Origin of the sequence: Streptomyces sp. NBC_01551 (genome assembly GCF_026339935.1) — a bacterium.
Lineage (GTDB): Bacteria > Actinomycetota > Actinomycetes > Streptomycetales > Streptomycetaceae > Streptomyces.
Genome location: NZ_JAPEPX010000001.1, coordinates 6,573,092 through 6,593,224, shown reverse-complemented (window position 1 = coordinate 6,593,224; position 20,133 = coordinate 6,573,092). Strand labels below are relative to the sequence as shown.

Annotated in this window: 18 protein-coding genes and 1 pseudogene; 11 read left to right on the top strand and 8 right to left on the bottom strand. The window is 75.4% G+C overall.

Annotated elements, in window-relative coordinates; genetic code table 11:
- Window positions 1–156 precede the first annotated feature (156 nt).
- Both OG982_RS29665 and OG982_RS29660 read right to left on the bottom strand, forming a co-directional pair.
- On the bottom strand, window positions 157–1,263 hold the full coding sequence (locus OG982_RS29665; RefSeq protein ID WP_266949838.1) for a GNAT family N-acetyltransferase: 1,107 nt from the start codon (window positions 1,261–1,263) through the stop codon (window positions 157–159).
- Window positions 1,260–1,754, bottom strand: coding sequence for a hypothetical protein (locus OG982_RS29660; RefSeq protein WP_266781524.1), 495 nt, complete (start codon window positions 1,752–1,754; stop codon window positions 1,260–1,262). The genes OG982_RS29665 and OG982_RS29660 overlap by 4 nt, the downstream gene beginning before the upstream one ends.
- Window positions 1,755–1,944: 190 nt before the next feature.
- Here OG982_RS29660 and OG982_RS29655 point away from each other — a divergent pair, with 190 nt between their 5' ends.
- Together OG982_RS29655 and OG982_RS29650 are read left to right on the top strand one after the other, a co-directional pair.
- The gene (locus OG982_RS29655) at window positions 1,945–2,502 is read left to right on the top strand and encodes an HPP family protein (RefSeq protein ID WP_266781526.1); all 558 of its coding nucleotides are present in this window, start codon (window positions 1,945–1,947) and stop codon (window positions 2,500–2,502) included.
- A gap of 270 nt (window positions 2,503–2,772) precedes the next feature.
- Window positions 2,773–3,579: a VOC family protein gene (locus tag OG982_RS29650; protein ID WP_266781528.1), complete on the top strand. Its 807-nt coding sequence runs from the start codon at window positions 2,773–2,775 to the stop codon at window positions 3,577–3,579.
- Between the two features lie 45 nt (window positions 3,580–3,624).
- On the opposite strand, the gene OG982_RS29645 is transcribed toward OG982_RS29650, so the two are convergent.
- On the bottom strand, window positions 3,625–4,665 hold the full coding sequence (locus OG982_RS29645) for a PHP domain-containing protein (RefSeq protein ID WP_266949836.1): 1,041 nt from the start codon (window positions 4,663–4,665) through the stop codon (window positions 3,625–3,627).
- A 168-nt stretch (window positions 4,666–4,833) separates the two neighbouring features.
- Here OG982_RS29645 and OG982_RS29640 point away from each other — a divergent pair, with 168 nt between their 5' ends.
- Window positions 4,834–6,195: an NAD(P)/FAD-dependent oxidoreductase gene (locus tag OG982_RS29640; RefSeq protein WP_266949834.1), complete on the top strand. Its 1,362-nt coding sequence runs from the start codon at window positions 4,834–4,836 to the stop codon at window positions 6,193–6,195.
- A 3-nt stretch (window positions 6,196–6,198) separates the two neighbouring features.
- On the opposite strand, the gene OG982_RS29635 is transcribed toward OG982_RS29640, so the two are convergent.
- Entirely contained in the window at window positions 6,199–7,059 is an 861-nt protein-coding gene (locus OG982_RS29635; RefSeq protein ID WP_266949832.1) for a UbiA family prenyltransferase, read from the bottom strand.
- Between the two features lie 90 nt (window positions 7,060–7,149).
- Between OG982_RS29635 and OG982_RS29630 the strand changes: the two genes are divergently transcribed.
- The 3 genes and pseudogenes from OG982_RS29630 (at window position 7,150) to OG982_RS29620 (ending at window position 9,948) form a co-directional block, all read left to right on the top strand.
- Window positions 7,150–8,211 carry a type III polyketide synthase gene (locus OG982_RS29630; protein ID WP_266949830.1) on the top strand — a complete coding sequence of 354 codons (1,062 nt, stop codon included), beginning with the start codon at window positions 7,150–7,152 and terminating at the stop codon, window positions 8,209–8,211.
- A 34-nt stretch (window positions 8,212–8,245) separates the two neighbouring features.
- Window positions 8,246–8,743: pseudogene (locus OG982_RS29625) on the top strand (isoprenylcysteine carboxyl methyltransferase family protein); the annotation flags it as partial.
- Window positions 8,744–8,922: 179 nt separating this feature from the next.
- Window positions 8,923–9,948: an NAD(P)/FAD-dependent oxidoreductase gene (locus tag OG982_RS29620; RefSeq protein ID WP_266781535.1), complete on the top strand. Its 1,026-nt coding sequence runs from the start codon at window positions 8,923–8,925 to the stop codon at window positions 9,946–9,948.
- Between the two features lie 76 nt (window positions 9,949–10,024).
- Here the strand turns inward: OG982_RS29620 and OG982_RS29615 are convergent, their stop codons facing one another.
- A complete protein-coding gene (locus OG982_RS29615) occupies window positions 10,025–10,393 on the bottom strand; it encodes a hypothetical protein (protein ID WP_266949829.1) in 369 nt (122 codons plus the stop codon).
- Between the two features lie 853 nt (window positions 10,394–11,246).
- Complete coding sequence (locus OG982_RS29610) at window positions 11,247–12,512, bottom strand: AI-2E family transporter (protein WP_266949827.1); 1,266 nt, start codon at window positions 12,510–12,512, stop codon at window positions 11,247–11,249.
- Window positions 12,513–12,589: 77 nt separating this feature from the next.
- Here OG982_RS29610 and OG982_RS29605 point away from each other — a divergent pair, with 77 nt between their 5' ends.
- The gene (locus OG982_RS29605) at window positions 12,590–13,099 is read left to right on the top strand and encodes a DinB family protein (RefSeq protein ID WP_266949825.1); all 510 of its coding nucleotides are present in this window, start codon (window positions 12,590–12,592) and stop codon (window positions 13,097–13,099) included.
- A gap of 20 nt (window positions 13,100–13,119) precedes the next feature.
- Here the strand turns inward: OG982_RS29605 and helR are convergent, their stop codons facing one another.
- Entirely contained in the window at window positions 13,120–15,279 is a 2,160-nt protein-coding gene (helR, locus tag OG982_RS29600; protein ID WP_266781543.1) for an RNA polymerase recycling motor ATPase HelR, read from the bottom strand.
- A gap of 326 nt (window positions 15,280–15,605) precedes the next feature.
- Here helR and OG982_RS29595 point away from each other — a divergent pair, with 326 nt between their 5' ends.
- Together OG982_RS29595 and OG982_RS29590 are read left to right on the top strand one after the other, a co-directional pair.
- Window positions 15,606–17,234, top strand: coding sequence for a carboxylesterase/lipase family protein (locus OG982_RS29595; RefSeq protein WP_266949824.1), 1,629 nt, complete (start codon window positions 15,606–15,608; stop codon window positions 17,232–17,234).
- Between the two features lie 129 nt (window positions 17,235–17,363).
- Window positions 17,364–17,528: a DUF6126 family protein gene (locus OG982_RS29590; RefSeq protein ID WP_266781547.1), complete on the top strand. Its 165-nt coding sequence runs from the start codon at window positions 17,364–17,366 to the stop codon at window positions 17,526–17,528.
- A gap of 29 nt (window positions 17,529–17,557) precedes the next feature.
- On the opposite strand, the gene OG982_RS29585 is transcribed toward OG982_RS29590, so the two are convergent.
- Window positions 17,558–17,800, bottom strand: coding sequence for a DUF6158 family protein (locus OG982_RS29585; RefSeq protein WP_266781549.1), 243 nt, complete (start codon window positions 17,798–17,800; stop codon window positions 17,558–17,560).
- A 148-nt stretch (window positions 17,801–17,948) separates the two neighbouring features.
- On the opposite strand from OG982_RS29585, the gene OG982_RS29580 reads away from it, so the two are divergent.
- Both OG982_RS29580 and OG982_RS29575 read left to right on the top strand, forming a co-directional pair.
- Window positions 17,949–19,049 carry a M20 family metallopeptidase gene (locus OG982_RS29580; RefSeq protein ID WP_266781551.1) on the top strand — a complete coding sequence of 367 codons (1,101 nt, stop codon included), beginning with the start codon at window positions 17,949–17,951 and terminating at the stop codon, window positions 19,047–19,049.
- A 23-nt stretch (window positions 19,050–19,072) separates the two neighbouring features.
- The gene (locus OG982_RS29575) at window positions 19,073–20,092 is read left to right on the top strand and encodes a hypothetical protein (protein WP_266781553.1); all 1,020 of its coding nucleotides are present in this window, start codon (window positions 19,073–19,075) and stop codon (window positions 20,090–20,092) included.
- The last annotated feature ends 41 nt before the right edge of the window (window positions 20,093–20,133 follow it).

Genomic DNA, 20,133 nt, shown 5'->3' with positions numbered 1-20,133 from the left:
TCACCATCGGGGGACCTGCCTTCCGGTCGGGTACCGGGCATCGGGCGTACGGCGTCGGTGGTCGGGCGCGGGGCTTCGTTGACGCCGGGCTTCGGTGACGCGGGGCTTCGGTGACGCGGGGCTTCGGTGGTCGGGCATCGGCGTCCGTTACGGAGACTAGCGGTTCTCCCGCCCGCCGGTCCGGGCGCGCAACGCCGCCGGGGTCAAGGCGTACCGGGCCCCGCCCTCGCCGTGTCCCGCCGGCCGGAATCCGGCCCGCCGCAGCACCGCGTGCGAGGGCGCGTTGCCCTCCTCCACCTCGGCGTGCAGCCCGGTCACACCGGGCTGGGCGAACGCCCAGGCGCACAGCGCCCGCAGCGCCTCGGTCGCGTGGCCCGCGCCGCGCGCCGAGGGGACGAGGTCGTAGCCGATCTCCGCGTGGCCTCCGCCGTCGGGGGCGGCGTGGAAGCCGATGCCGCCGACCGCCCGGCGGTCGCTGTCGCGGACGATCGCGTACGCGCCCCAGCCCGGCCGGTACGTGCCCTCCTCGCGCGCCTTCGCCACCGTCCCGGCCGCGAACCGGGTGCCTTCGGCTGGCCCGTCGTCTGCCCAGGCGAAGCCGCCGGTGCCGCCGGCGTGCAGGTCGGCGGCGAGCGCCGGGGAGATCTCGCAGAGCGTCACGCCGCGCGCCCGGACCGGCTCGTTGTACCAGCGCCAGACCCGCGGGCGGGGCAGGTCCGGCAGGTCGGCTCGGCCCGTCGCCCACAGGAGGCGGTCCCACGGGTCCCCGCCGGCTCCGCGCGGGGTGTGCGGGAAGAGGCGGTCCAGGACGCGGGCGGCCAGGTACGGGGAGACCGCCCGGTCCGGGGTGCCCAGGCCGCGCAGGATGTCGTGGGTGTGCAGCAGGATCTCGGTCACCCCCATCGCGGCGAATCCGTCGGCCCCCGCCCAGCCGGCCGGGTGCCAGGCCCGGTCGCCGGAGCCGGCCGCGTACACGGCGGCGCGGAGCAGCCGCCCGCCCGCCTCGACGAGGTCGATCAGCCCGCCGGGCGGGGTGCCGGGAGCGACGCCGACCAGGAAGGGCAGGTACGAGTCGCTCACCCGGCCCGCGAGCTGCGCGGCGAAGCCGGTGAGGTCGCCCGCCAGGTGCACGGCGGTGTCGCGGCAGCTCCACTCCAGGCCGGCGGCCGGGGCGGACCAGTCGAGGCCGGCCACCTCGCGGAGCGCGCGCACGCTCAGCGCCACGGCGGCGTCGAGGTCGTGGGGGCCGGGGCCCGGGTTCACCCGGACTCCGGCAGCGGGCTGCCGCACCGCGCGCAGTAGCGGGCGCCCGGTTCGGTGGCGAGCCGTCCGCAGTCGGCGCAGACCCGGTGGAGCAGGCAGGCGCTCTCGCCGCCCTGGCCGTCGGCCGGGGCGGGCGCGATGCCCAGGCCGGGGCGGCGGGTGTGCACCGTCAGGTACGCCATCCCGTCGGGTCCGGCGGTCAACGAGCGGCGGGACCCCTTGGGCAGCCAGGCGACCGCGTGCGGCCGCAGCCGGTGCGGGCCGTCCTCGCCGGCCAGCGTGCCGGCGCCCTCGACGACGACGAGCAGGACGTCGAGGGCGGGCTCGGCGTGTTCCGGGATGACGCCGCCGGGCGGCAGCCGGATGAGGTTGGAGTCGAGGCCGCGCGGGCTGCCGGTCAGCCGCCAGAGCGCGCCGGTCGCGTCGGCGGGGGCGCCGGCGATCACCGAGTCGAGTTCCGCGAGGACCTCGGCATGGCGGAATTGCGTCATCAGCTCGTCCTTCCCGGGGCCGTTCGCGACCCTCCGGGATCGAGCGCGGCCCTCAGCGGTGCAGTGGCAGTCATACACGATCAGGACCCGCCGTCCGGGTTGATTGACCATTCACCCACCCCCGCAGCGGCCGTCGGACGCCGGGCGGATACAGTCGTCGCGCACTTCCCCCTGCCCGGAAACTCCGCACATGAGCACCGACGCGGCGCTGCACCCGCAGCCGACGCCCGCCCCGCCCACGCCCGCACCGACCCCCGCGCCGGGCCTCGCCCGGGCTCCGTCCCGGCCCACCCCGGCGGCCGCGTTCCACAGCATCAGCGCGGTGACCGCCGTCCTGCTGGGACTCGTCGGGATCGGCGCGATGATCCACGAGCCGGTGCTGATACCCCCGCTGGCCGCCAGTGCCGCGCTGGTCCACAGCGCCCCCACGCTGCCGCTGGCCCAGCCGCGCGGGGTCATCGTCGGCCACCTGGTGGGGTGCGCCGTGGGCTACGCCGTCCTCGCGGCGGCGGGCGGCAGCGCCTGGGCGGCGGCCGTCGCGGCGGGTGTCACGCTCGCGCTGAACATGGTGGCCCGCACCCCGCACTCGCCGGCCGTGGCCACGGCCGTGATCGTCGTGCTCCAGACCCCGGCCCCGGCCCGGTTCGTCCCGCTGCTGTTCGGTTCGACGGTCCTGCTGGTGCTCACCGGGTACGCGGCTTCCCGGGTGCGCCGCAAGGCGCCGCGGTACCCCGCCTACTGGTGGTGAGCGGCGGGGCGGGCGGCGCCCGTGGGCACCTGCCGGTCGGCCGGCGCGAGCACCCGGTCGAGGTTCTCCGGCGAGAAGAACTCCGCCGGTGAGGTGACCCCCGCCGGCGGTGAACTCGTACACCGGCATGACCCGCGCGTCCCGGATCCGCCCGGGGTGCGGGGCCGGGCTGCAGCCAGGTGCACGGGCCCGGTTTCGCAGTCCCGGCGCGGCGGCGCCGCGATCACCGCGGCCCGGCCTCCCGGGCCGTCCGCGCGTACGCTCGAAGGCATGAGGCAGGGAAACCGGATCTCCACGAGGGACGTCTTCGGGGCCCCGTGCTGGGTGAGCCTGATGGCTCGCGACCTCGAGGCGGCACAGCGGTTCTACGGCGCGGTCGTGGGCTGGAAGTTCCGGCCGGCCCGCCTCGGCGACGCTTTCTCTGTCGCCGAGGCCGACGGGGTACCCGTGGCGGGTATCGGGGCGCTGGCCGCCGATCTGGCGATGGCGGTGGCCTGGACCCCGTATTTCGCCGTCGACGACGTCGATGTGGCGGTGGACCGGATCCGGGAGCGCAGCGGGACGATCGCCGTCGGGCCGGTCTCGTTCGAGTCGGGGGGCCGGGCGGCCCTGGTGGCGGACCGGGACGGCGCGGTCTTCGGGATCTGGGAGGGCACGGTGGCGGCCGACTGGCGGGTGGGCGCGGGGCAGGCTCCGGCGTGGCTGGAGCTGCGGACGCGCAACGCGCTGGAGTCGGCGATCTTCTACGGCGAGGTGCTGGAGTGGGCCACCGGGCGCCCCGGCTGCTGCGAGGTCTCCTACGAGGAGGACCAGGTCGTGCTGCGGCAGGGCGGCGAGCCCGTCGCCCGGCTGAACAGCGGTCCGGTCGAGACGGCGGCCTACTTCGCGCACGCCCGGCCGCGCTGGCACGTCCACTTCCGGGTCCCGGATCTCGGCCCGGCCCTCACGGCGGCCGGGGACCTGGGCGGGCGCACCGTTTCGGACGTCATCGAGAACGACACCGAGCGGTGGGTGGCCCTGCGCGACCCGGACGGGGCGCTGTTCACCCTCACCACGGCCCGCGAGGACGACGTCTGACATCCGATGTCTGATGCCCGGCCCCCGGCCCCCGGCCGCCTGACGTCAGGCGGCCGGGGGCCGACGGGTGCGGGTCCAGCGGAGCAGGTCCTCCTCGGGCCAGGTGTTGACGATCCGCTCGGCCTCGACCCCGCACTCCACGGCCCGTTCGCAGCCGAGGAGCTGCCAGTCCAGCTGGCCGGGGGCGTGCGCGTCAGTGTCGACGGCGAAGAGGGTCCCGGCCTCCACGGCCTGCTTCAACAGCCGCCGGGGCGGGTCCAGCCGCTCGGGCCTGCTGTTGATCTCGACGGCGGTCCCGGATTCCGCGCAGGCCGCGAAGACGGCCTCGGCGTCGAACCGGGACTCGGGCCGGGTCTTGCCGGTGACCAGCCGCCCCGTGCAGTGCCCGAGGACGTCCATGAGCGGGTTGCGCACGGCGGCCAGCAGCCGCTTGGTCATCGCGGGCGCGTCCATGCGCAGCTTGGAGTGCACGGAGGCGACGACGAGGTCCAGCTCGTCGAGGAGTTCGGGTTCCTGGTCGAGGGAGCCGTCCTCCAGGATGTCGCACTCGATGCCGGTGAGCAGCCGGAACGGCGCCCAGCCCGCGTTCAGCCCGGCCACCACGTCGAGCTGTTCGCGCAGCCGCTGCGGGGAGAGGCCCCGGGCGACCTTCAGGCTCGGCGAGTGGTCGGTGAGGACGGCCCACTCGTGTCCGAGCTCGGCGGCCGTGCGGCCCATGGCCTCGATGGGGCTGCCTCCGTCGGACCACTCGGAGTGCAGGTGGCAGTCGCCGCGCAGGGCGGCCCGCAGGGCCAGGCCCTCGGGCGTCGCCCGTTCGCCCTCGGGGTGGGCCGCCACCTCGTCCTCCAGCCGCTGGAGGTACGCGGGGATCTCCCCGGCGAGTGCCTCCCGTACGACCTGGGCGGTCTTGGGGCCGATGCCCTTCACCGCCTCCAGGGTTCCCGCCACGGCCCGCTCGGCGGCCTCGCGCTCACCCATCCGTACGAGCGCGTCCGCCGCCGTACGGAAGGCGGCGACCCGGTACGTGGGTGCCTGGGCGCGCTCCAGCAGGAAGGCGATCCGGCTCAGCGCTGCTACGGGGTCCATCGCGTACCTCCTGGTCCCAGTCTGGCCACGGAGCTCCGGTGGGGCGCGCCGAGCGGGCGTGCGCGGGCGGCGGGACTCCTCGGCGTGAAATCGCCGTGCAAGGCGCGGCGTACGGGGCAGATGACCCGGAGAGCAGCTCACCCGAAAGGCCGCGAAGGGACGTACACCGTGTCGCGATCGAGGATTCTCGTAGTGGGCGCCGGCTTCGCCGGGGTCGAGTGCGTGCGGCGGCTGGAGCGCCGGCTCTCTCCCGCCGAGGCGGAGGTCTCGCTGGTCACGCCGTTCTCGTACCAGCTCTACCTGCCGCTGTTGCCGCAGGTGGCGGCCGGTGTGCTGACCCCGCAGTCCGTCGCCGTCTCACTGCGCCGCAGTCACAGGCACCGCACGCGCATCATCCCCGGGGGCGCCGTCGGGGTGGACCCGCAGGCGCGGATCTGCGTGATCCGCAAGATCACCGGCGAGCTCGTGGACCAGCCCTACGACGTCCTCGTGCTCGCCCCCGGCAGCATCACCCGCACTTTCGACATCCCCGGACTGGTGACGCACGCGCGCGGGATGAAGACCCTCGCCGAGGCCGCGTACCTGCGCGACCACGTGATCGCCCAGCTGGATCTGGCGGACGCGAGCCAGGACGAGGAGGAACGTGCCTCCCGGCTGCGGTTCGTGGTGGTCGGCGGCGGCTACGCGGGCACCGAGACGGCGGCCTGCCTGCAACGGCTCACCCGGCACGCGGCCACCCGCTACCCCCGCCTGGACCCCCGTCAGATCAAATGGCACCTCGTCGACCTGGCTCCCAGGCTGATGCCCGAACTCGGTGACAGCCTCGGCCGGGCCGCCCTGGGCATCCTGCGCCGGCGCGGCATCGAGGTCTCCCTCGGGGTGTCGGTCGCGGAGGTCTCCGCCGAGAAGGTGACGCTCACCGACGGTCGGGTCCTGCCCAGCCGCACCCTCATCTGGACGGCCGGCGTCGCCGCGAGCCCCCTCGTCGGGACCCTGGGCACCGAGACCCTCGCGGGCCGGCTCGTGGTCCGGCCCGACCTGACCGTGCCCGGCGCCGACGGGGTCTTCGCGCTCGGGGACGCGGCCGCCGTACCGGATTTGGCCAAGGGCGACGGCGCGGTCTGCCCGCCCACCGCGCAGCACGCCATGCGGCAGGGACGCGCGGTCGCCGACGGCGTCATCGCCACCCTGCGCAACCAGCCGCTGCGGCCGTACGTGCACAAGGACCTCGGCCTCGTGGTGGACCTGGGCGGGACGGACGCCGTCTCCAAGCCGCTCGGCATCGAACTGCGCGGCCTCCCCGCCCAGGCGGTGGCCCGCGGCTACCACTGGTCGGCGCTGCGGACCAATGTCGCCAAGACCCGGGTGCTGACGAACTGGCTGCTCAACGCCGTCGCGGGGGACGATTTCGTGCGGACCGGGTTCCAGGCCCAGCAGCCCGCCACGCTCCGCGACTTCGAGTACACCGAGGCCTACCTGACCCCGGAGCAGGTCCGCGCGCACACCGCCGCGCTCCGGGTCCGGGAGTGACGCTCAGCGCAGTCCCGCGCCCCGCACCAGGAGCAGCGCCACGTCGGCCCCCGCGATGGCCAGCGTGGTGTGGAAGGGGATCCGGCCTCCCGGTCGGGCGGCCGCGAGCAGCGCCGCCGCGGCCGTGCCCGCCAGCAGCCGGCCGCCGTACGGGGTGACGGGCCCGGGCGGTCCGGCGACGAGCGCCAGGGTCGAACCGAGGACGAGGAGCGCGGCCAGCGCGCCGGCGCGCCGCGCCCCGAGCCGGTGCGGCAGGCCGCGCACCCCGGTTGCCAGGTCGTCCTCGATGTCCGGGAGGACGTTGGCGCAGTGCGCACCCGCGCCCAGCAGGGCGGCGGCCGCCGTGAGCCAGAGCGGCGGCCAGGGCGCCCCGGGCAGGCCGAGGGTGACGAACGCCGGGAGCAGGCCGAAGGCCAGGGCGTACGGGAGCCAGGAGGCGGCCGTGCCCTTCAGCCACAGGTTGTACGCCCAGGCGGCCGCCACCCCGGACAGGTGCGCGGCCCCGGCGAGCGGCCCGCAGGCGAGCGAGAGCGGCAGGCACAGCAGCAGCGCCGTGAGCGCGGCGGCGGTCACCGCGGCGGGCCGTACGGCGCCCGCGACCAGGGGTTTGTCCGGCCGGCCGGTCGCCAGGTCGCGGCGCAGATCGACCCGGTCGTTGCACCAGCCCACCGACAGCTGGCCGGCCGCGACCGCGCAGCCCGTGACGGCGGCGCCACCCGGCCCCCGTCCCACGGCCACGGCCAGCGCGGCGGCGAACACGGTCACGGCGGCGGCCGGCACGGGGTGGCAGGCCTTCAGCAGGCCCACCAGCACCCGGCCCTGGCGGGCGCGGCGGAGCGGGGTCTCTCGTGCGGCGACGGACACGGGCGCCACTCTAGGGAGGGCCGGGAGGCGGCGGCACGCCTGGTTCGCGCGATTCCTGGCGAAACGTCACTTGTTCCCTATGTTGGGTCAATGACACGTGTCCTGGCAGTGAGCAGCGTGTTCCCTCCCCACCGCTACCCGCAGCCGCAGATCACCGAGGCCCTCGCCCGCTGCCTGCCGGCGGGGTCCGACACGGGAGCGCTGCGCCGGGTGCACGCGTCGGTCCGGGTCGACTTCCGCAACCTCGCGCTCCCGCTGGAGCGTTACGGGCCCTCGAACGACTTCGGCGGCACGAACGCCCTCTTCGTCGGGACGGCGCTGGAGCTCGGGGCCCGCGCCCTGGGGCTGGCCCTCGCCGACGGCGGCTGCGCACCGGGGGACGTCGACCTCGTCATGTCGACCACCGTGACCGGTCTCGCGACGCCCTCGCTGGAGGCGCGGCTCGTCACCCGGGCCGGGCTGCGGCCCGACGTGAAGCGGGTGCCGCTCTTCGGCCTGGGCTGCGCGGCGGGCGCCGCCGGGCTCGGCCACCTCCACGACCACCTGGCCGGACACCCCTCGCACGCCGCGCTGCTGCTGTCCACGGAGCTCTGCTCGCTCACCCTCCAGCCCACCGACACCTCGATGTCCAACCTGGTGGCCGGGGCCCTGTTCGGCGACGGGGCCGGCGCCCTGCTGGCGGTGGGGCGCGACCATCCCCTCCACGACACCCGCCCCGGGCCCACGGTGGTGGCCTCGCGCAGCCGGCTCTACCCGGGCACCGAGGGGCTGCTCGGATGGGACATCGGCCACTGGGGCTTCCGGATGGTGCTGGGCCGCGAACTCCCGGAGCTGGTGCGGCTGCACGTGGCCGAGGAGGTCGAGACGTTCCTGGCCGGGCACGACCTCAAACCCGGGGACGTCGACGCCTGGATCTGCCATCCCGGCGGGCCGAAGATCCTGGACGTCCTGGCGGAGACCCTGGGCCTGCCGGACACCGCGTTCGCGGCGAGCCGGCGCTCGCTGGCGACCGCCGGGAACCTCTCCTCCGCCTCCGTCCTGCACATCCTGGGCGGGATCCAGGCCGAGGAACCGCCCGCGCCCGGCTCGGTCGGGCTGATGATCGCCTTCGGTCCGGGCTTCGCCTCCGAACTCGTCCTGCTGCGCTGGTGACACCGTGCCGATGACCCCCTCCCTGTCCCTGTCCCTGAGTCTCTACCTGCTCCTGCTCGGCCTCGTCGCGGTCGAGCGGCTCGCCGAGCTGGCCACGGCCCGCCGCAATGCCGCGTGGAGCCTGGCGCGCGGCGCCCGCGAGTACGGCCGCGGGCACTACCCCGCGATGGTGGCCCTGCACACCGCGCTGCTCGTGGGCTGCGCGGTGGAACCCTGGGCCGCGGGCCGCCCGTTCGTCCCGTTGCCCGGCTGGTCCGCGCTGGCGCTGGCCGTCGCGGCACAGGGCCTGCGCTGGTGGTGCATCGCCACGCTCGGGCCGCGCTGGAACACCCGGGTGCTCGTGGTGCCCGGGCTGGCGCTGGTCGCGGGCGGGCCGTACCGGATCCTGCGCCACCCCAACTACGTGGCGGTCGTGGTGGAGGGGGCCGCGCTGCCGCTGGTGCACTCGGCGTGGGTGACCGCGGCCGGCTTCACCGCGCTCAACGCGGTCCTGCTGAGCGTGCGCGTCCGCTGCGAGGACGCGGCCCTGGCGGACGCGGCCGGGGTGGGCGCGGCCGGCGTGGACACGGCCGGGCTGGGCGCGGCCGGGCTGGGCGCCCCGGCGCGCGAAGTCGGCGCGCCCGCCGCCGGATCCGTGCCCGGTCCCGTGGCCGGACCCGCTGCCGGGCCTTCCGCCGGATCAGGGGCCGGGCCTTGGGGCGGTTCCGCGTCGTGATCGACCTGCTGATCGTCGGCGGTGGCCCCGCCGGGCTGGCGACCGCCATCCACGGCGCGCTGGCCGGCCTGGAGGCCGTGGTCCTGGAGCCGCGCCCCACCCCCATCGACAAGGCCTGCGGCGAAGGCCTGATGCCGGGCGGCGTACGCAGGCTCGCCGAGCTCGGCGTGACCGTGCCCGGCCGGCCCTTCCGCGGCATCCGCTACCTCGACGGCGCCACCGGCCGGCACGCGGAGGGCCTCTTCCGCGCGGAGCCCGGCCTCGGGATCCGGCGCACCGACCTCCAGGGCGCCCTCGCGGCGCGCGCCGCCGCGCTGGGCGTACGGGTGCTCCCGCGCCGGGTCGAGGAGGTCCGCCAGGACGGACACCGGGTCTGGGCCGCCGGGCTGACCGCCCGGTACCTGGTCGCGGCGGACGGCCTGCACTCCCCCGTTCGGCGCGGACTCGGCCTGTCGGCGCCGCCCGTCCCGGGGCGGCCCGCGCGCTACGGACTGCGCCGCCACTACGACGCGCAGGCGTGGAGCGACCTCGTCGAGGTGCACTGGTCGGCGCGCTGCGAGGCGTACGTGACTCCGCTGACGGCCGGCCGCATCGGCGTGGCCGTACTGACCTCCGAGCAGGCTCCGTACGACGTCCAGCTGGCCCGGTTCCCCCTGCTGGCCGAGCGGCTGCGGGACGCCCCCGCCGGCGCGGTGCGCGGGGCCGGGCCGCTGCGGCAGCGGGCGCGGACCCGGGTGGCGGGGCGGGTGCTGTTCGTCGGGGACGCCGCCGGGTACGTCGACGCGCTGACCGGCGAGGGCCTCACCCTGGCCCTGACCGCGGCGGGTGAACTCGTGCGCTGCGTACGGCAGGAGCGCCCGCAGGCGTACGAGGGGGCCTGGCGGGACCTCTCGCGCGGCTATCGCACGCTGACCGGGTCCCTGCTCTGGGCCCGTGGGCGGCCCCGGCTGGCCCGGCGGATCGTGCCGCTGGCCCAGCGGCTCCCGGGGGTGTTCACACGGGCGGTGAACCTGCTGGCGTAGCGCGGGGAGCACGCCGGACGTGCCGAAGGGGTCCGAGCGGCCGGGCCGGCCGCCGGGACCCCTCCGGCCCTCGGTGTCAGGCCCGGTCGCGCGCCTCGCCCTCCGGCGCCGGCCGGCGCGTCAGCGCCACCCCGGCGAGCACGGAGCCCGCGCCGGCGCCCAGCACCGCGGCGATCCCCGCCCAGGCGTACGGGCCGCCGACCGCCCCCTCCAGGGGGTCGAAGAGGGTCACACCGCCCAGCACGTGCAGGGTGACGACGCCGAGTGCGGCCACGGCCGCCGAGCGCCACACCACCGGGGTGTCCCGTACCACCAGCAGCGCCCCGAGCCCGAGGCACAGTCCGGCGACGACGAGCGGCAGGTAGTCGCCCGGGCCCATCCGCGGGAGGGCGGCCGCGTCGGCGGGCAGGTGCAGGACCCCGCAGAGCAGCAGCGCGGCCGCCACCGGCCAGCGCAGTACGTGGCGCAGCGCGCGGGATCCGGGCGGGTGCGCGGGCGCGACCGGCGCGGCGGCCGGCCGGGCCGGGACCGCAGGGATGGCCGGGGCCGCGGGCCCCCGGCGCCGCCGGGGAAGGCGGGGACGGCGGGGACGGCGAGGCCGGCGGGGGCCGCGCCCTCGGGCGGATCCTCGTGCGGGCCCGCCGCCCTGACGGGGCGTCCGGGTGCGTTCCCCTCGGCCGCGTCGGCCCCGTCGGCCCCGTCGGATCTGTCGGGTTCCTCGGTGCCGAGGATGCTGACCAGCAGGGCCACGTCCTCGATGGGCCGGCCGACGGCCGCGGCGCGCAGGGTGATGTCGGCCTCGGCCTCCTCCTGGGGGTGCTCGCCCAAGAGGGCGACCATGTGCCGGACTTCGTGGACCGGCCGGGCGACTGCTGCCGCGCGCAGCGCGTCGTGTCCGTGCTGGGGCCGCTGGCCGTTCTCCTTGAGGAGGCTGACCAGTGCGGTGACCTCCTCGACGGGGCGGCAGGTGGCCGCCGTCTCCAGCAGCGTCCGCAGGGGTGCGGCGCCGGGCGCGGGCGGGGGTTCCTGGGGGCTGGGTGCGCGGGCCGGCGCGGGCGCCGGGGCCGGATGCCCGGAGCCGTCGGACTCCTCGCTGCGGGCGGTCGTGTCGGGGGCTGCGTCGCGGTCGTCGTGTTCCGGGGCCGCGAAGGTGATGGGGTCATTCATGGAAAGCTCCGTTCGCCGACGCGCGGGTCTACACAGTGCGCGCCGGTCATCGTGCGTCATGGGAATCGCACGCTCTGTCACATTCACCGGCACTTGTGCGTGCTGCGCCATTCGGGGCGGGCAAATGGGGGTTACGGCGCGCCTCCGTCGCCGGGGTCGGGGGCCGCGGCACGCGTCACCGCCGCGTGGGTGCGCAGATACCCGATCACGGTGTTGGCGACCGCCACGAGCGGCACCGCGACGACCGCCCCGCCGATCCCCGCGATGATCCCGCCGGTGGCGACGGCGAGGACGACGCCCAGCGGATGGATCCGTACGGCACGCCCCAGGATGAACGGCTGGAGGATGTGCCCCTCGATCTGCTGCACCAGCAACACCACCAGGAGCGCCATCAGCGCGGTGAACACCCCCTGGGTGACGAGCGCGACGACGACCGCGAGCGCGCCCGAGACGACGGCGCCGACCAGCGGCACGAAGGAGGACAGGAAGATCACCACGGCGATCGGGACGGCCAGCGGGACGCCGAGGAAGTAGATGCCCACGCCGATGAAGACGGCGTCGATCATGGCGACGATCAACGTGCCGCGCACGTACGCGGTCAGGGTGCGCCAGGCGCGCGGTCCGGCTCCGGCCACGCCGGGCCGGGCGGCGGCGGGAACGAGCCGCAGGGTCCACTGCCAGATGCGCCGGCCGTCGTAGAGCAGGAAGAGCGTCGAGAACATCGCCAGCAGCAGTCCGGTGATGGCCTCCACCAGCACGGTCACCCCCTTCAGGCCGCTGGAGGTGATCTCGCTGGTGCTCGTGCCGATGGAGTCGCTGAGGTTCTTCGCGATGTCGTTGATCTGCTCCTCGGTGACATGGAACGGGCTGTTCAGCAGCCACCGTTTGAGCTCTTCGATGCCCTCCTGGACCCGTTCGGACAGGTCGCCGAGGTTGTCGGATACCTGCCACACCACGAACCAGCCGACGAGCCCGAGCACGACGAACCCGCAGATCGCGGTCAGCGCCGTGGCCAGGCCCCGGGACAGCCCGCGGCGGTGCAGGCGGGCCACAGTCGGCTGGAGCAGCGCGGTGACCAGGAGCGCGACGACGAAGGCGAGGACGACCAGGCGCACGGCCCCGATCACCCGCATCAGCACCCACAGCGTGGCCGCGAGCACCAGGAAGCGCCAGCCGGCCTCGGCGGCCACCCGGACCCCCCAGGGCACGGAGGCGGCCGGGTTGCGCGGGGCGGCCGCCGCATCCTGCGGACCGGCCACCTCCGTCGGCGTCTCGGACTCCCGCGCGTCCTCGGCGGCGTACTCCGCCTCCCGCCGCGCCCGAGCCCGCGCGCCGTGCTCCCGGAGCGCTGCCGCGCGCCCCCTCAGACGGTCGAGCCAACCCTGTACCCCGGACATGCCGTCCAGCCTGGGCCATCCCGCGCCCTCCGGCATCCCCTGATGCCGTCCGGGGCGGTCGCTCGCATAGTGGTGGCATGAAGGGTACGGAGGTACTGGCCGACGCCTACGGACGCGTCCGGGAGGTCGTGCACGAAACCGTCGAGGGCCTGACGGCCGAGGAACTCAACGCCCGGGTCGATCCGCGGGCGAACTCGATCGCCTGGCTGGTCTGGCACCTCACCCGGGTCCAGGACGACCACGTGGCCGACGCCTCGGGGCAGCGACAGGTGTGGCACGCCGCGAACTGGATGGAGCGCCTGGGCCTGTCGCTGCCGGCCGCAGACACGGGCTACGGACACACCGCCAAGCAGGTGGCAACGGTCCGGGTCGACTCGGCCGGGCCGCTGCTGGAGTACCACGACGCGGTCCACGAGCAGACCCTGCGGTTCCTGCGGGGCCTGGCCGCCGCCGACCTGGACCGGGTGATCGACACCCGCTGGGACCCGCCGGTCACCCTGGGGGTGCGCCTGATCAGCGTGATCTCCGACGACCTCCAGCACGCGGGCCAGGCGGCGTACGTGCGCGGGCTGCTGAAGCACCGCTAGGTCGTGCACCGGGGCCGCCGTCAGGAGCTCGTGAGGACGACGAGCTGCCGGGTCGCCCGGGTCATCGCGACGTAGCGGTCGACCGCCCCCTCGACGCCCTCGCCGAACGCCTCGGGGTCGACGAGGACGACCAGGTCGAACTCCAGCCCCTTCGACAGTGACGGCGTCAGCGAACGGACCCGGGACGTCTCCCGGAACGACGGGTCGCCGATGACGCAGGCGATCCCCTCGGCGTGCTCGGCGAGCCAGGTGTCGAGGATCGTGTCCAGGTCCCGGACCGAGCCGTGGACGACGGGGACGCCGCCGCTGCGGATGGAGGTCGGCACGTTGGCGTCGGGGAGCACCGCCCTGATCACCGGCTCGGCCTGCGTCATGACCTCTTCGGGCGTGCGGTAGTTGATGCTCAGGGAGGCCACGTTGATCCGGTCGAGCCCGACCCGCTCCAGCCGCTCCCGCCAGGACTCCGTGAACCCCTGCCGGGACTGGGCGCGGTCCCCGACGATGGTGAAGCTGCGGGACGGGCAGCGCAGCAGCAGCATCTGCCACTCCGCGTCGGTCAGTTCCTGCGCCTCGTCGACGACGATGTGCGCGAACGGCCCGGCGAGCAGGTCCGGGTCGACGCCCGGCAGGGCGCCCTCGTCGATCAGGCTGTCCTGGAGGTCCTTCCCGCGCAGCATCCGCACCGCGCCTTCGCTGTCGTCGCCGGCCGAGTTGAAGTCGGCGGCCGCGAGGATGTCGTCGATGACGCCGGCCATGCGCTCGCGTTCGGCGGCGACGGCGGCCTTGCGCCGGCGCTCTCGTCGCGCCGCCTCCGGGTCGCCGAGGCGCCGGCGTGCCGCGTCCAGGAGCGGCAGGTCGGACACGGTCCAGGCGTGGGCGTCCTCGCGCCGCAGCCTCGCGACCTCGTCGCGGCCGAGCCAGGGGGCGCACAGCCGCAGGTAGGCGGGTACCGACCAGAGGTCTCCGACGAGGTCGGCCGCTTCGAGCAGCGGCCACGCGCCGTTGAGGGCGCCGACCAGCTCCTCGTCGTGCAGCAGCGCCTTGCGGAACTGGGCGGGCGAGATGTCGTCGTCGTGCTTGTCCAGCAGGATCGAGACCAGTTCCTCCCAGATCTGCTCGCGCGCCTCGTTGTGCGGAGTGCCCGACGCCGCGTCGAACGCCTCGGCCCAGTCGTCGGCGGTCAGCCGGACGTCGGACCAGGGGGTGGTGACCGTCATGCCCTTGGTGGGCGGCTCCTCGTAGATGCGCACGGCCTTCTCGATCGCCTTGACCATGTCCGCGGACGACTTCAGACGGGCCACCTCGGGGTCGCTCTCGTTCGGCGCCGCGGCTCCCTCGGCGACGAGGTCCCGCACCGTGCAGGTCTGCACGCCCTCCTCGCCGAGGCTGGGCAGGACGTCGGCGACGTAGGCGAGGTAGGGCTGGTGCGGGCCGACGAACAGCACACCGCCGCGCCGGTGACCGAGGCGCGGGTCGGAGTAGAGGAGGTGGGCGGTGCGGTGCAGGGCGACGACGGTCTTGCCCGTACCCGGGCCGCCGTCGACGACGAGGGCGCCGCGGGAACCCGCGCGGACGATGGCGTCCTGGTCGGCCTGGATGGTCCCGAGCACGTCGCGCATCCGGGCCGACCGGTTGCCGCCGAGGCTGGCGATGAACGCGGACTGGTCGTCGAGCGCGGCGTGTCCCTCGAACCCGTCGGCATGGAACACCTCGTCCCAGTAGTCGCCGATCCGGCCGCGGGTCCAGCGGTAGCGGCGGCGGCTCTCCAGACCCATCGGGTTGGCGTGGGTCGCGGCGAAGAACGGCTCGGCCGCGGGGGAACGCCAGTCGATCAGCAGCCGGCGCCCCTCGCCGTCGGTGAGGCCGAGCCGTCCGATGTACACGGGCTCGGGGTCGTCCGCGCTGACGATGCGTCCGAGGCACAGGTCCAGCCCGAAGCGCCGCAGGGCGCGCAGCCGGGAGGTCAGGCGGTGGATCTCCGCGTCCCGCTCCATCGCCTCCCGTCCCAGGCCGCCGGGCGCCCTGCGCAGGTCGTCGAGGCGGTCGGACAGCTCGGCGATCGACTGTTCGAGACTCTCCGACACGGCCGAGAAGTGCCGCTCGTCGCCGGCGATCAGCGCCGGGTCGGCCTTGGGGGCGAGACGGTCGGGAAGGTCAAACGCACTGGCAGTCAAACGCACTTGGTGAATCTCCGATTTCCGCAGGTTGTGGCCTCGAGGAGGGATTCTGCGGTATCACCGGGGCCTTGCCGCAAGACCCCCTGTGCGTTATAACTTGAGAGTGGAAAGGAGTGGGTACTCCCCTTTCCCTTGATCGTCCGGCTTCTACGGACACCACGCACACCCTCCCCGCACGGCACCGGCCCGCCACGGCCAGGGCCGATCGTGCGCTCTCCCGGGGGAATGCCGCGCCGCCTTCCTGACGGGCCGTCGGACAAGCCTTAGGGTCGCGGAGACCGGGAAACAGGACCGCGCCGCCGCGCGGTCCGGTGGAAAGGGCGTCAGCCGTGGCGAACGCAGGTCTCGTCCGTTCCCTCAGCGCCGCGCTGGGCGTGCTCGTGTTGCTCGCCTGCGGGGCCGGGCACACCGCCGCCGCGCCCGAGCCGGACCGGCCCGTCGTCGAGACCGACCACGGGGCGGTGCGCGGCCGCGCGCACGGGGCGTACCGCACCTTCGAGGGCATCCCCTACGCCGCGCCGCCGACCGGCGCCCTGCGCTGGAGCACTCCGGAGCCCGCCCCGCGCTGGAGCGGCGTCCGCGACGCGGGGGCGCCCGGTCCGCACTGCGTGCAGCTTCCGGTGCTGGAGCCGGGCGGGCCGACCGGGTCGGAGGACTGCCTCTACCTCAACGTCACCACGCCGTCGGGCGCGGACGGCAGCCTGCGGCCCCATCCGCGGCCCCGGCCCGTCATGGTCTGGTTCCACGGCGGCGGGTTCCTCAACGGATCCGGCGACGCGTACCTGCCCGACGGGCTCGCCGTGCGCGGGAACACCGTGGTCGTCACCGTCAACTACCGGCTGGGCGTCTTCGGCCTGTTCGGGCACCCGGCGCTCGGCGGGGCCCCGAACCTCAGCATCGCCGACCAGCAGGCGGCGCTGCGCTGGGTGCGGGCGAACGCCGCCCGGTTCGGCGGCGACCCGGACAGCGTCACGGTGTTCGGCGAATCGGCGGGCGGCCTCAGCGTCTGCGCCCACCTGACCTCGCCCGCCTCCGCCGGCCTGTTCCACCGGGCGATCGTGCAGAGCGGGTCCTGCTCGACGGGCATGCCGGCGGGCGCCGTACTGCCCGCGCTGGACGCGTACAAGCCGTTCGTTCCCGAGCGGCGCACGCTGGACCAGGGGGTGGCGGCGGCCGCCGCGCTCGGCTGCGACCGGCCCACCGGACCCGAGGTACTGGCCTGTCTGCGCGGGCTGGACGCCGCCACGCTGGCGACCCCGGCGCTGATGCGGCAGTTCTCCCTGGTCTCCTACGGCAACCGGATGCTGCCCCGGGAGCCGCGCCGCGCCCTGGAGACCGGGCGCTTCCACCGGGTGCCGGTGATCCAGGGGTCCAACCGGGACGAGATGCGGATCTTCATCGGGCCGACGCTGGCGGCGTTCCCGATCCCGGACGAAGCCGCCTACCGGGCCCGGCTGACGCGGTCCTTCGGGGCCTCGGCCGCGGCCGTCGAGGCCGCGTATCCGGCGGCGCGGTACCCGACGCCCGCGCTGGCCTGGGCGGCGGTGACCTCCGACGCCTCCTTCACCTGTCCGGCGCTGCGGGACAGCGGTGCGCTGGCGCGGCACGTGCCGACGTACGGCTACCGGTTCAGCGACCCCGACGCTCCGGACTTCATCGGGCTGCCGACGGTGCCGGGCTTCCCGTACGGGGCGGCGCACGGCCTCGAACTGCCGTACCTGTTCAGGACGGGGGCGGCGCTGAGCGGGCCGCAGCGCGAGCTGTCCGGCCTGATGACCGGCTACTGGACGCGGTTCGCCCGGACGGGCTCGCCGAACGCGCCCGGCGGTCCCGACTGGCCGCGGCTGCGGACCGCCTCGCCGGCCGTGCTGTCGCTGGCGCCCGGAGCCGGCGGGGTCACGCCGGTCGACGTACGGGCCGAGCACCACTGCGACCTGTGGGCGACGGTGGACTCGTGACGGGCGGCGGCGCGCGCGAGGTCCCGTTGGCGCGCGGGGACGGTCTGTCGGGCCGCCGGGCGGGGGGCGGTCGTTAGACTGCGGGGCGGACCCGGCCCCCGGACGGCGGGGCCGGAGGGGATGGCGGGCGTGGCTGAGGAGACGGGCGGGGCGGCCGCGGAGGCGGCGGCCAGGCACGAGAAGTGGAAGGAGAACGGCGTGGCCCTGCGCGCGTTCTTCTACATCTTCGGGACCCACGTGTTCGCCGGATTCGTCTGGCTGCTCTTCTATCTGGGCCAGCACGCGCAGAAGTAGCCCCAGCCGCCCCCGCGGCGGTGATCAGATCACTCGCCGCCGGTGCGGGCGCGGGCGCCCTCGCGGGTGCGGCCGGGCGTCTGGGCGCGTTGGGGGTGACGGCGTACGTACTCGCGCTCCAGCTCGTTCATCCGCTCCGTGTGCGTGACGAGGGCGTCGTTGGACCCGTGCAGCAGGGTCTCGTGGCGCGTGCGGTGGATCGCCTCCAGCTCCTTGAGCAGCCGGCCTTCCTCCAGGTTTTGCGCCGACGGCCCGCGCTCGTGCTCCGTCATGGCAGGTGCGCCTCCTTCTCCGCCGAGGATCCGCCAAGGATCCGCCGAGGAGTGGCCGTCCCCGGTCCCTCCATCATGGCTCCGCCGCGCGAATCCGGCCGGATCGGGGCGTCGCCCGCCGTCACCGCCCGCCGGATACCCTGGCCGCATGACGATGCACAAGACCGTCGATGTGAACGTTGACGCGATGATCGAGGACCTCCGGACACTCGTGGAAACCGAGTCTCCCTCGCGCGACATCGACGCCTTGGCGGCATCGGCCAAAGTGGTCGCGGGTGTCATCGAGAGCCGCCTCGGCGGGCACGCCGCCCTCGTGGAGAGCGAAGCCGGCCCGCACGTCCACTGGTCGGCCGGCGGCGAGCCCAAGGTGCTGATCCTCGGTCACCACGACACGGTCTTCCCCCTCGGCACCCTGGAGCGCCGCCCGTTCCGGGTCGAGGACGGGCACGCGACCGGCCCCGGCGTCTTCGACATGCTGGGCGGCCTGGTGCAGGCCGTGCACGGGGTGGCCTCCCTCGACGACCGTTCGGGCGTCGAGATCCTGGTGACCGCGGACGAAGAGGTCGGCTCCCACTCCTCCCGGGCCCTCATCGAGGAGCGCGCCCTCGCGTGCGGCGCCGCGCTGGTGCTGGAGGGCGCCGCCGACGGCGGGGCCCTGAAGACCGGCCGCAAGGGCTGCGGCACGTTCCAGGTCTCCATCGCGGGCCGGGCCTCGCACGCGGGGCTGGAGCCCGCGGCCGGGGTCAACGCCCTGATCGAGGCGGCGCACCAGGTGCTGGACATCGCGGCGCTGGGCCGGCCGGAGATCGGCACGACGGTCACCCCGACCGTCGCGTCGGCGGGAACCCTGGACAACGTGGTGCCCGCCGAGGCCACGGTCATCGTGGACGTCCGCGTCGAGTCGGCCGACGAGAAGGAACGCGTCGAATCCGCGTTCGCGGCGCTGACCCCGCACCTCGACGAGGCGGAGATCTCGGTCCAGGGCGCCGTCGGCCGGCCCCCGATGCCCGAATCGGCCTCGGCCGAGCTCTTCGCGGTGGCGCGGCGGCTGCTGCCCGGCATCGAGGGCAAGGCGGTCGGCGGCGGCAGCGACGGCAACTTCACGGCCGCTCTCGGGGTGGCGACGCTCGACGGCCTCGGGGCGGTCGGGGGCGGCGCCCACGCCGACCACGAGTACCTGGTGATCGATGCCATGGCCGAACGGGCGCTCCTTGTCGCGGGACTCGTGGAGGCGATCCGGAACGCGTAGTCCGGCCTCCTACGCTGTCCTGCATGCCACCGGAATCGGTTTCTGCGGGAGGGCGCCGGTTCGCGGCGCGGCTGGGGCCGGCCGCCCGTCTGGTGGTGTGCGCCGCCGTCCCCTGGGGCCTGTGCGTCTGGCTCGGCACCAGCTCGGCCCCGGTGCCGGCCGCCCTGCCGGCCGTCCTGATCCTGCGCGAGGACGTCTTCGCCGCGCCCCGGCTGGCCCTGGAGCGGATGGCGGGCGTCATGGCGGGCGTGCTCGTCGGCGTGGCCGTCCTGCACTGGCTGCCGATCTCCACCGCCTCGTTCCTGCTCCTGCTCGCCTGCGGCTGCGCGGGCATGTACCTGCTCGGCGGCTGCCTGCCGGGCGGCAGCGGCGCCCCCAACCAGCAGGTCCTGATCTCCGCACTGATGATCTACGCCACCCCGACCCCGGGATACCCGCTGGCCAGGCTGGAGGAGAGCGCGGTCGGCATCGCCGTCGTGGCACTGCTCGGGCCGCTGCTGTGGCCGCCGGACCCCTTCCGCGCGGCGCGGGGCGGCCTGGACGGCTACCGGACCGATCTGAGCGCCCTCCTCGACGGCATCGCCGCCCGGGCCGCCCTCGGGCAGCCGGCCCCGGCCGAGCCGGGCACCGTCGCGTTCTGGCAGCGCCCGCACGCGCTCGCCGCCTCTCTTGACGGGAGCCTCGCGCGCCTGCGCTTCGTACCACTGAGGCGGGCCGACGCCGCGCGCCTGGCGGGCCTGCGGCCCCGGCTGGCCCTGGCGGCGCGCACCGCGCTCACCCTGCAGTTCTTCACCGGCGAACTGACCGACCGGGCCCGCGGCGCGACCGTGCCGGACGCGGCCGTGCGCGACCTGGTCCCCCTCGTGCGGGCCACGTCCCGCGCCCTCGACGAGGCGCTGCGCGGAGCGGACTGTTCCGCCTCGCTGCGCCGAGCCCGCGCGCTGGACGCCGAGCACCGGGCCGCCCACCCCACCCGCCACGGCGCGGTCCTGCGCGCGGGGCTCCACCTCACTCACGAGGCGCTCGACGAGCACGCGGGATAGATGCCGGGCAGATGCTGGGTAGACACTGTCTACTCAGACTT

Excerpts from the sequence above, each read along its gene's own strand:
- OG982_RS29585 (WP_266781549.1), bottom strand. The coding sequence starts at position 17,800 with ATGACGGAGCACGAGCGCGGGCCGTCGGCGCAAAACCTGGAGGAAGGC.
- OG982_RS29630 (WP_266949830.1), top strand. The coding sequence starts at position 7,150 with ATGACACGTGTCCTGGCAGTGAGCAGCGTGTTCCCTCCCCACCGCTAC.
- OG982_RS29660 (WP_266781524.1), bottom strand. The coding sequence starts at position 1,754 with ATGACGCAATTCCGCCATGCCGAGGTCCTCGCGGAACTCGACTCGGTG.
- OG982_RS29605 (WP_266949825.1), top strand. The coding sequence starts at position 12,590 with ATGAAGGGTACGGAGGTACTGGCCGACGCCTACGGACGCGTCCGGGAG.
- OG982_RS29610 (WP_266949827.1), bottom strand. The coding sequence starts at position 12,512 with ATGTCCGGGGTACAGGGTTGGCTCGACCGTCTGAGGGGGCGCGCGGCA.
- OG982_RS29645 (WP_266949836.1), bottom strand. The coding sequence starts at position 4,665 with ATGGACCCCGTAGCAGCGCTGAGCCGGATCGCCTTCCTGCTGGAGCGC.
- OG982_RS29650 (WP_266781528.1), top strand. The coding sequence starts at position 2,773 with ATGAGGCAGGGAAACCGGATCTCCACGAGGGACGTCTTCGGGGCCCCG.
- OG982_RS29575 (WP_266781553.1), top strand. The coding sequence starts at position 19,073 with ATGCCACCGGAATCGGTTTCTGCGGGAGGGCGCCGGTTCGCGGCGCGG.
- OG982_RS29580 (WP_266781551.1), top strand. The coding sequence starts at position 17,949 with ATGACGATGCACAAGACCGTCGATGTGAACGTTGACGCGATGATCGAG.
- OG982_RS29655 (WP_266781526.1), top strand. The coding sequence starts at position 1,945 with ATGAGCACCGACGCGGCGCTGCACCCGCAGCCGACGCCCGCCCCGCCC.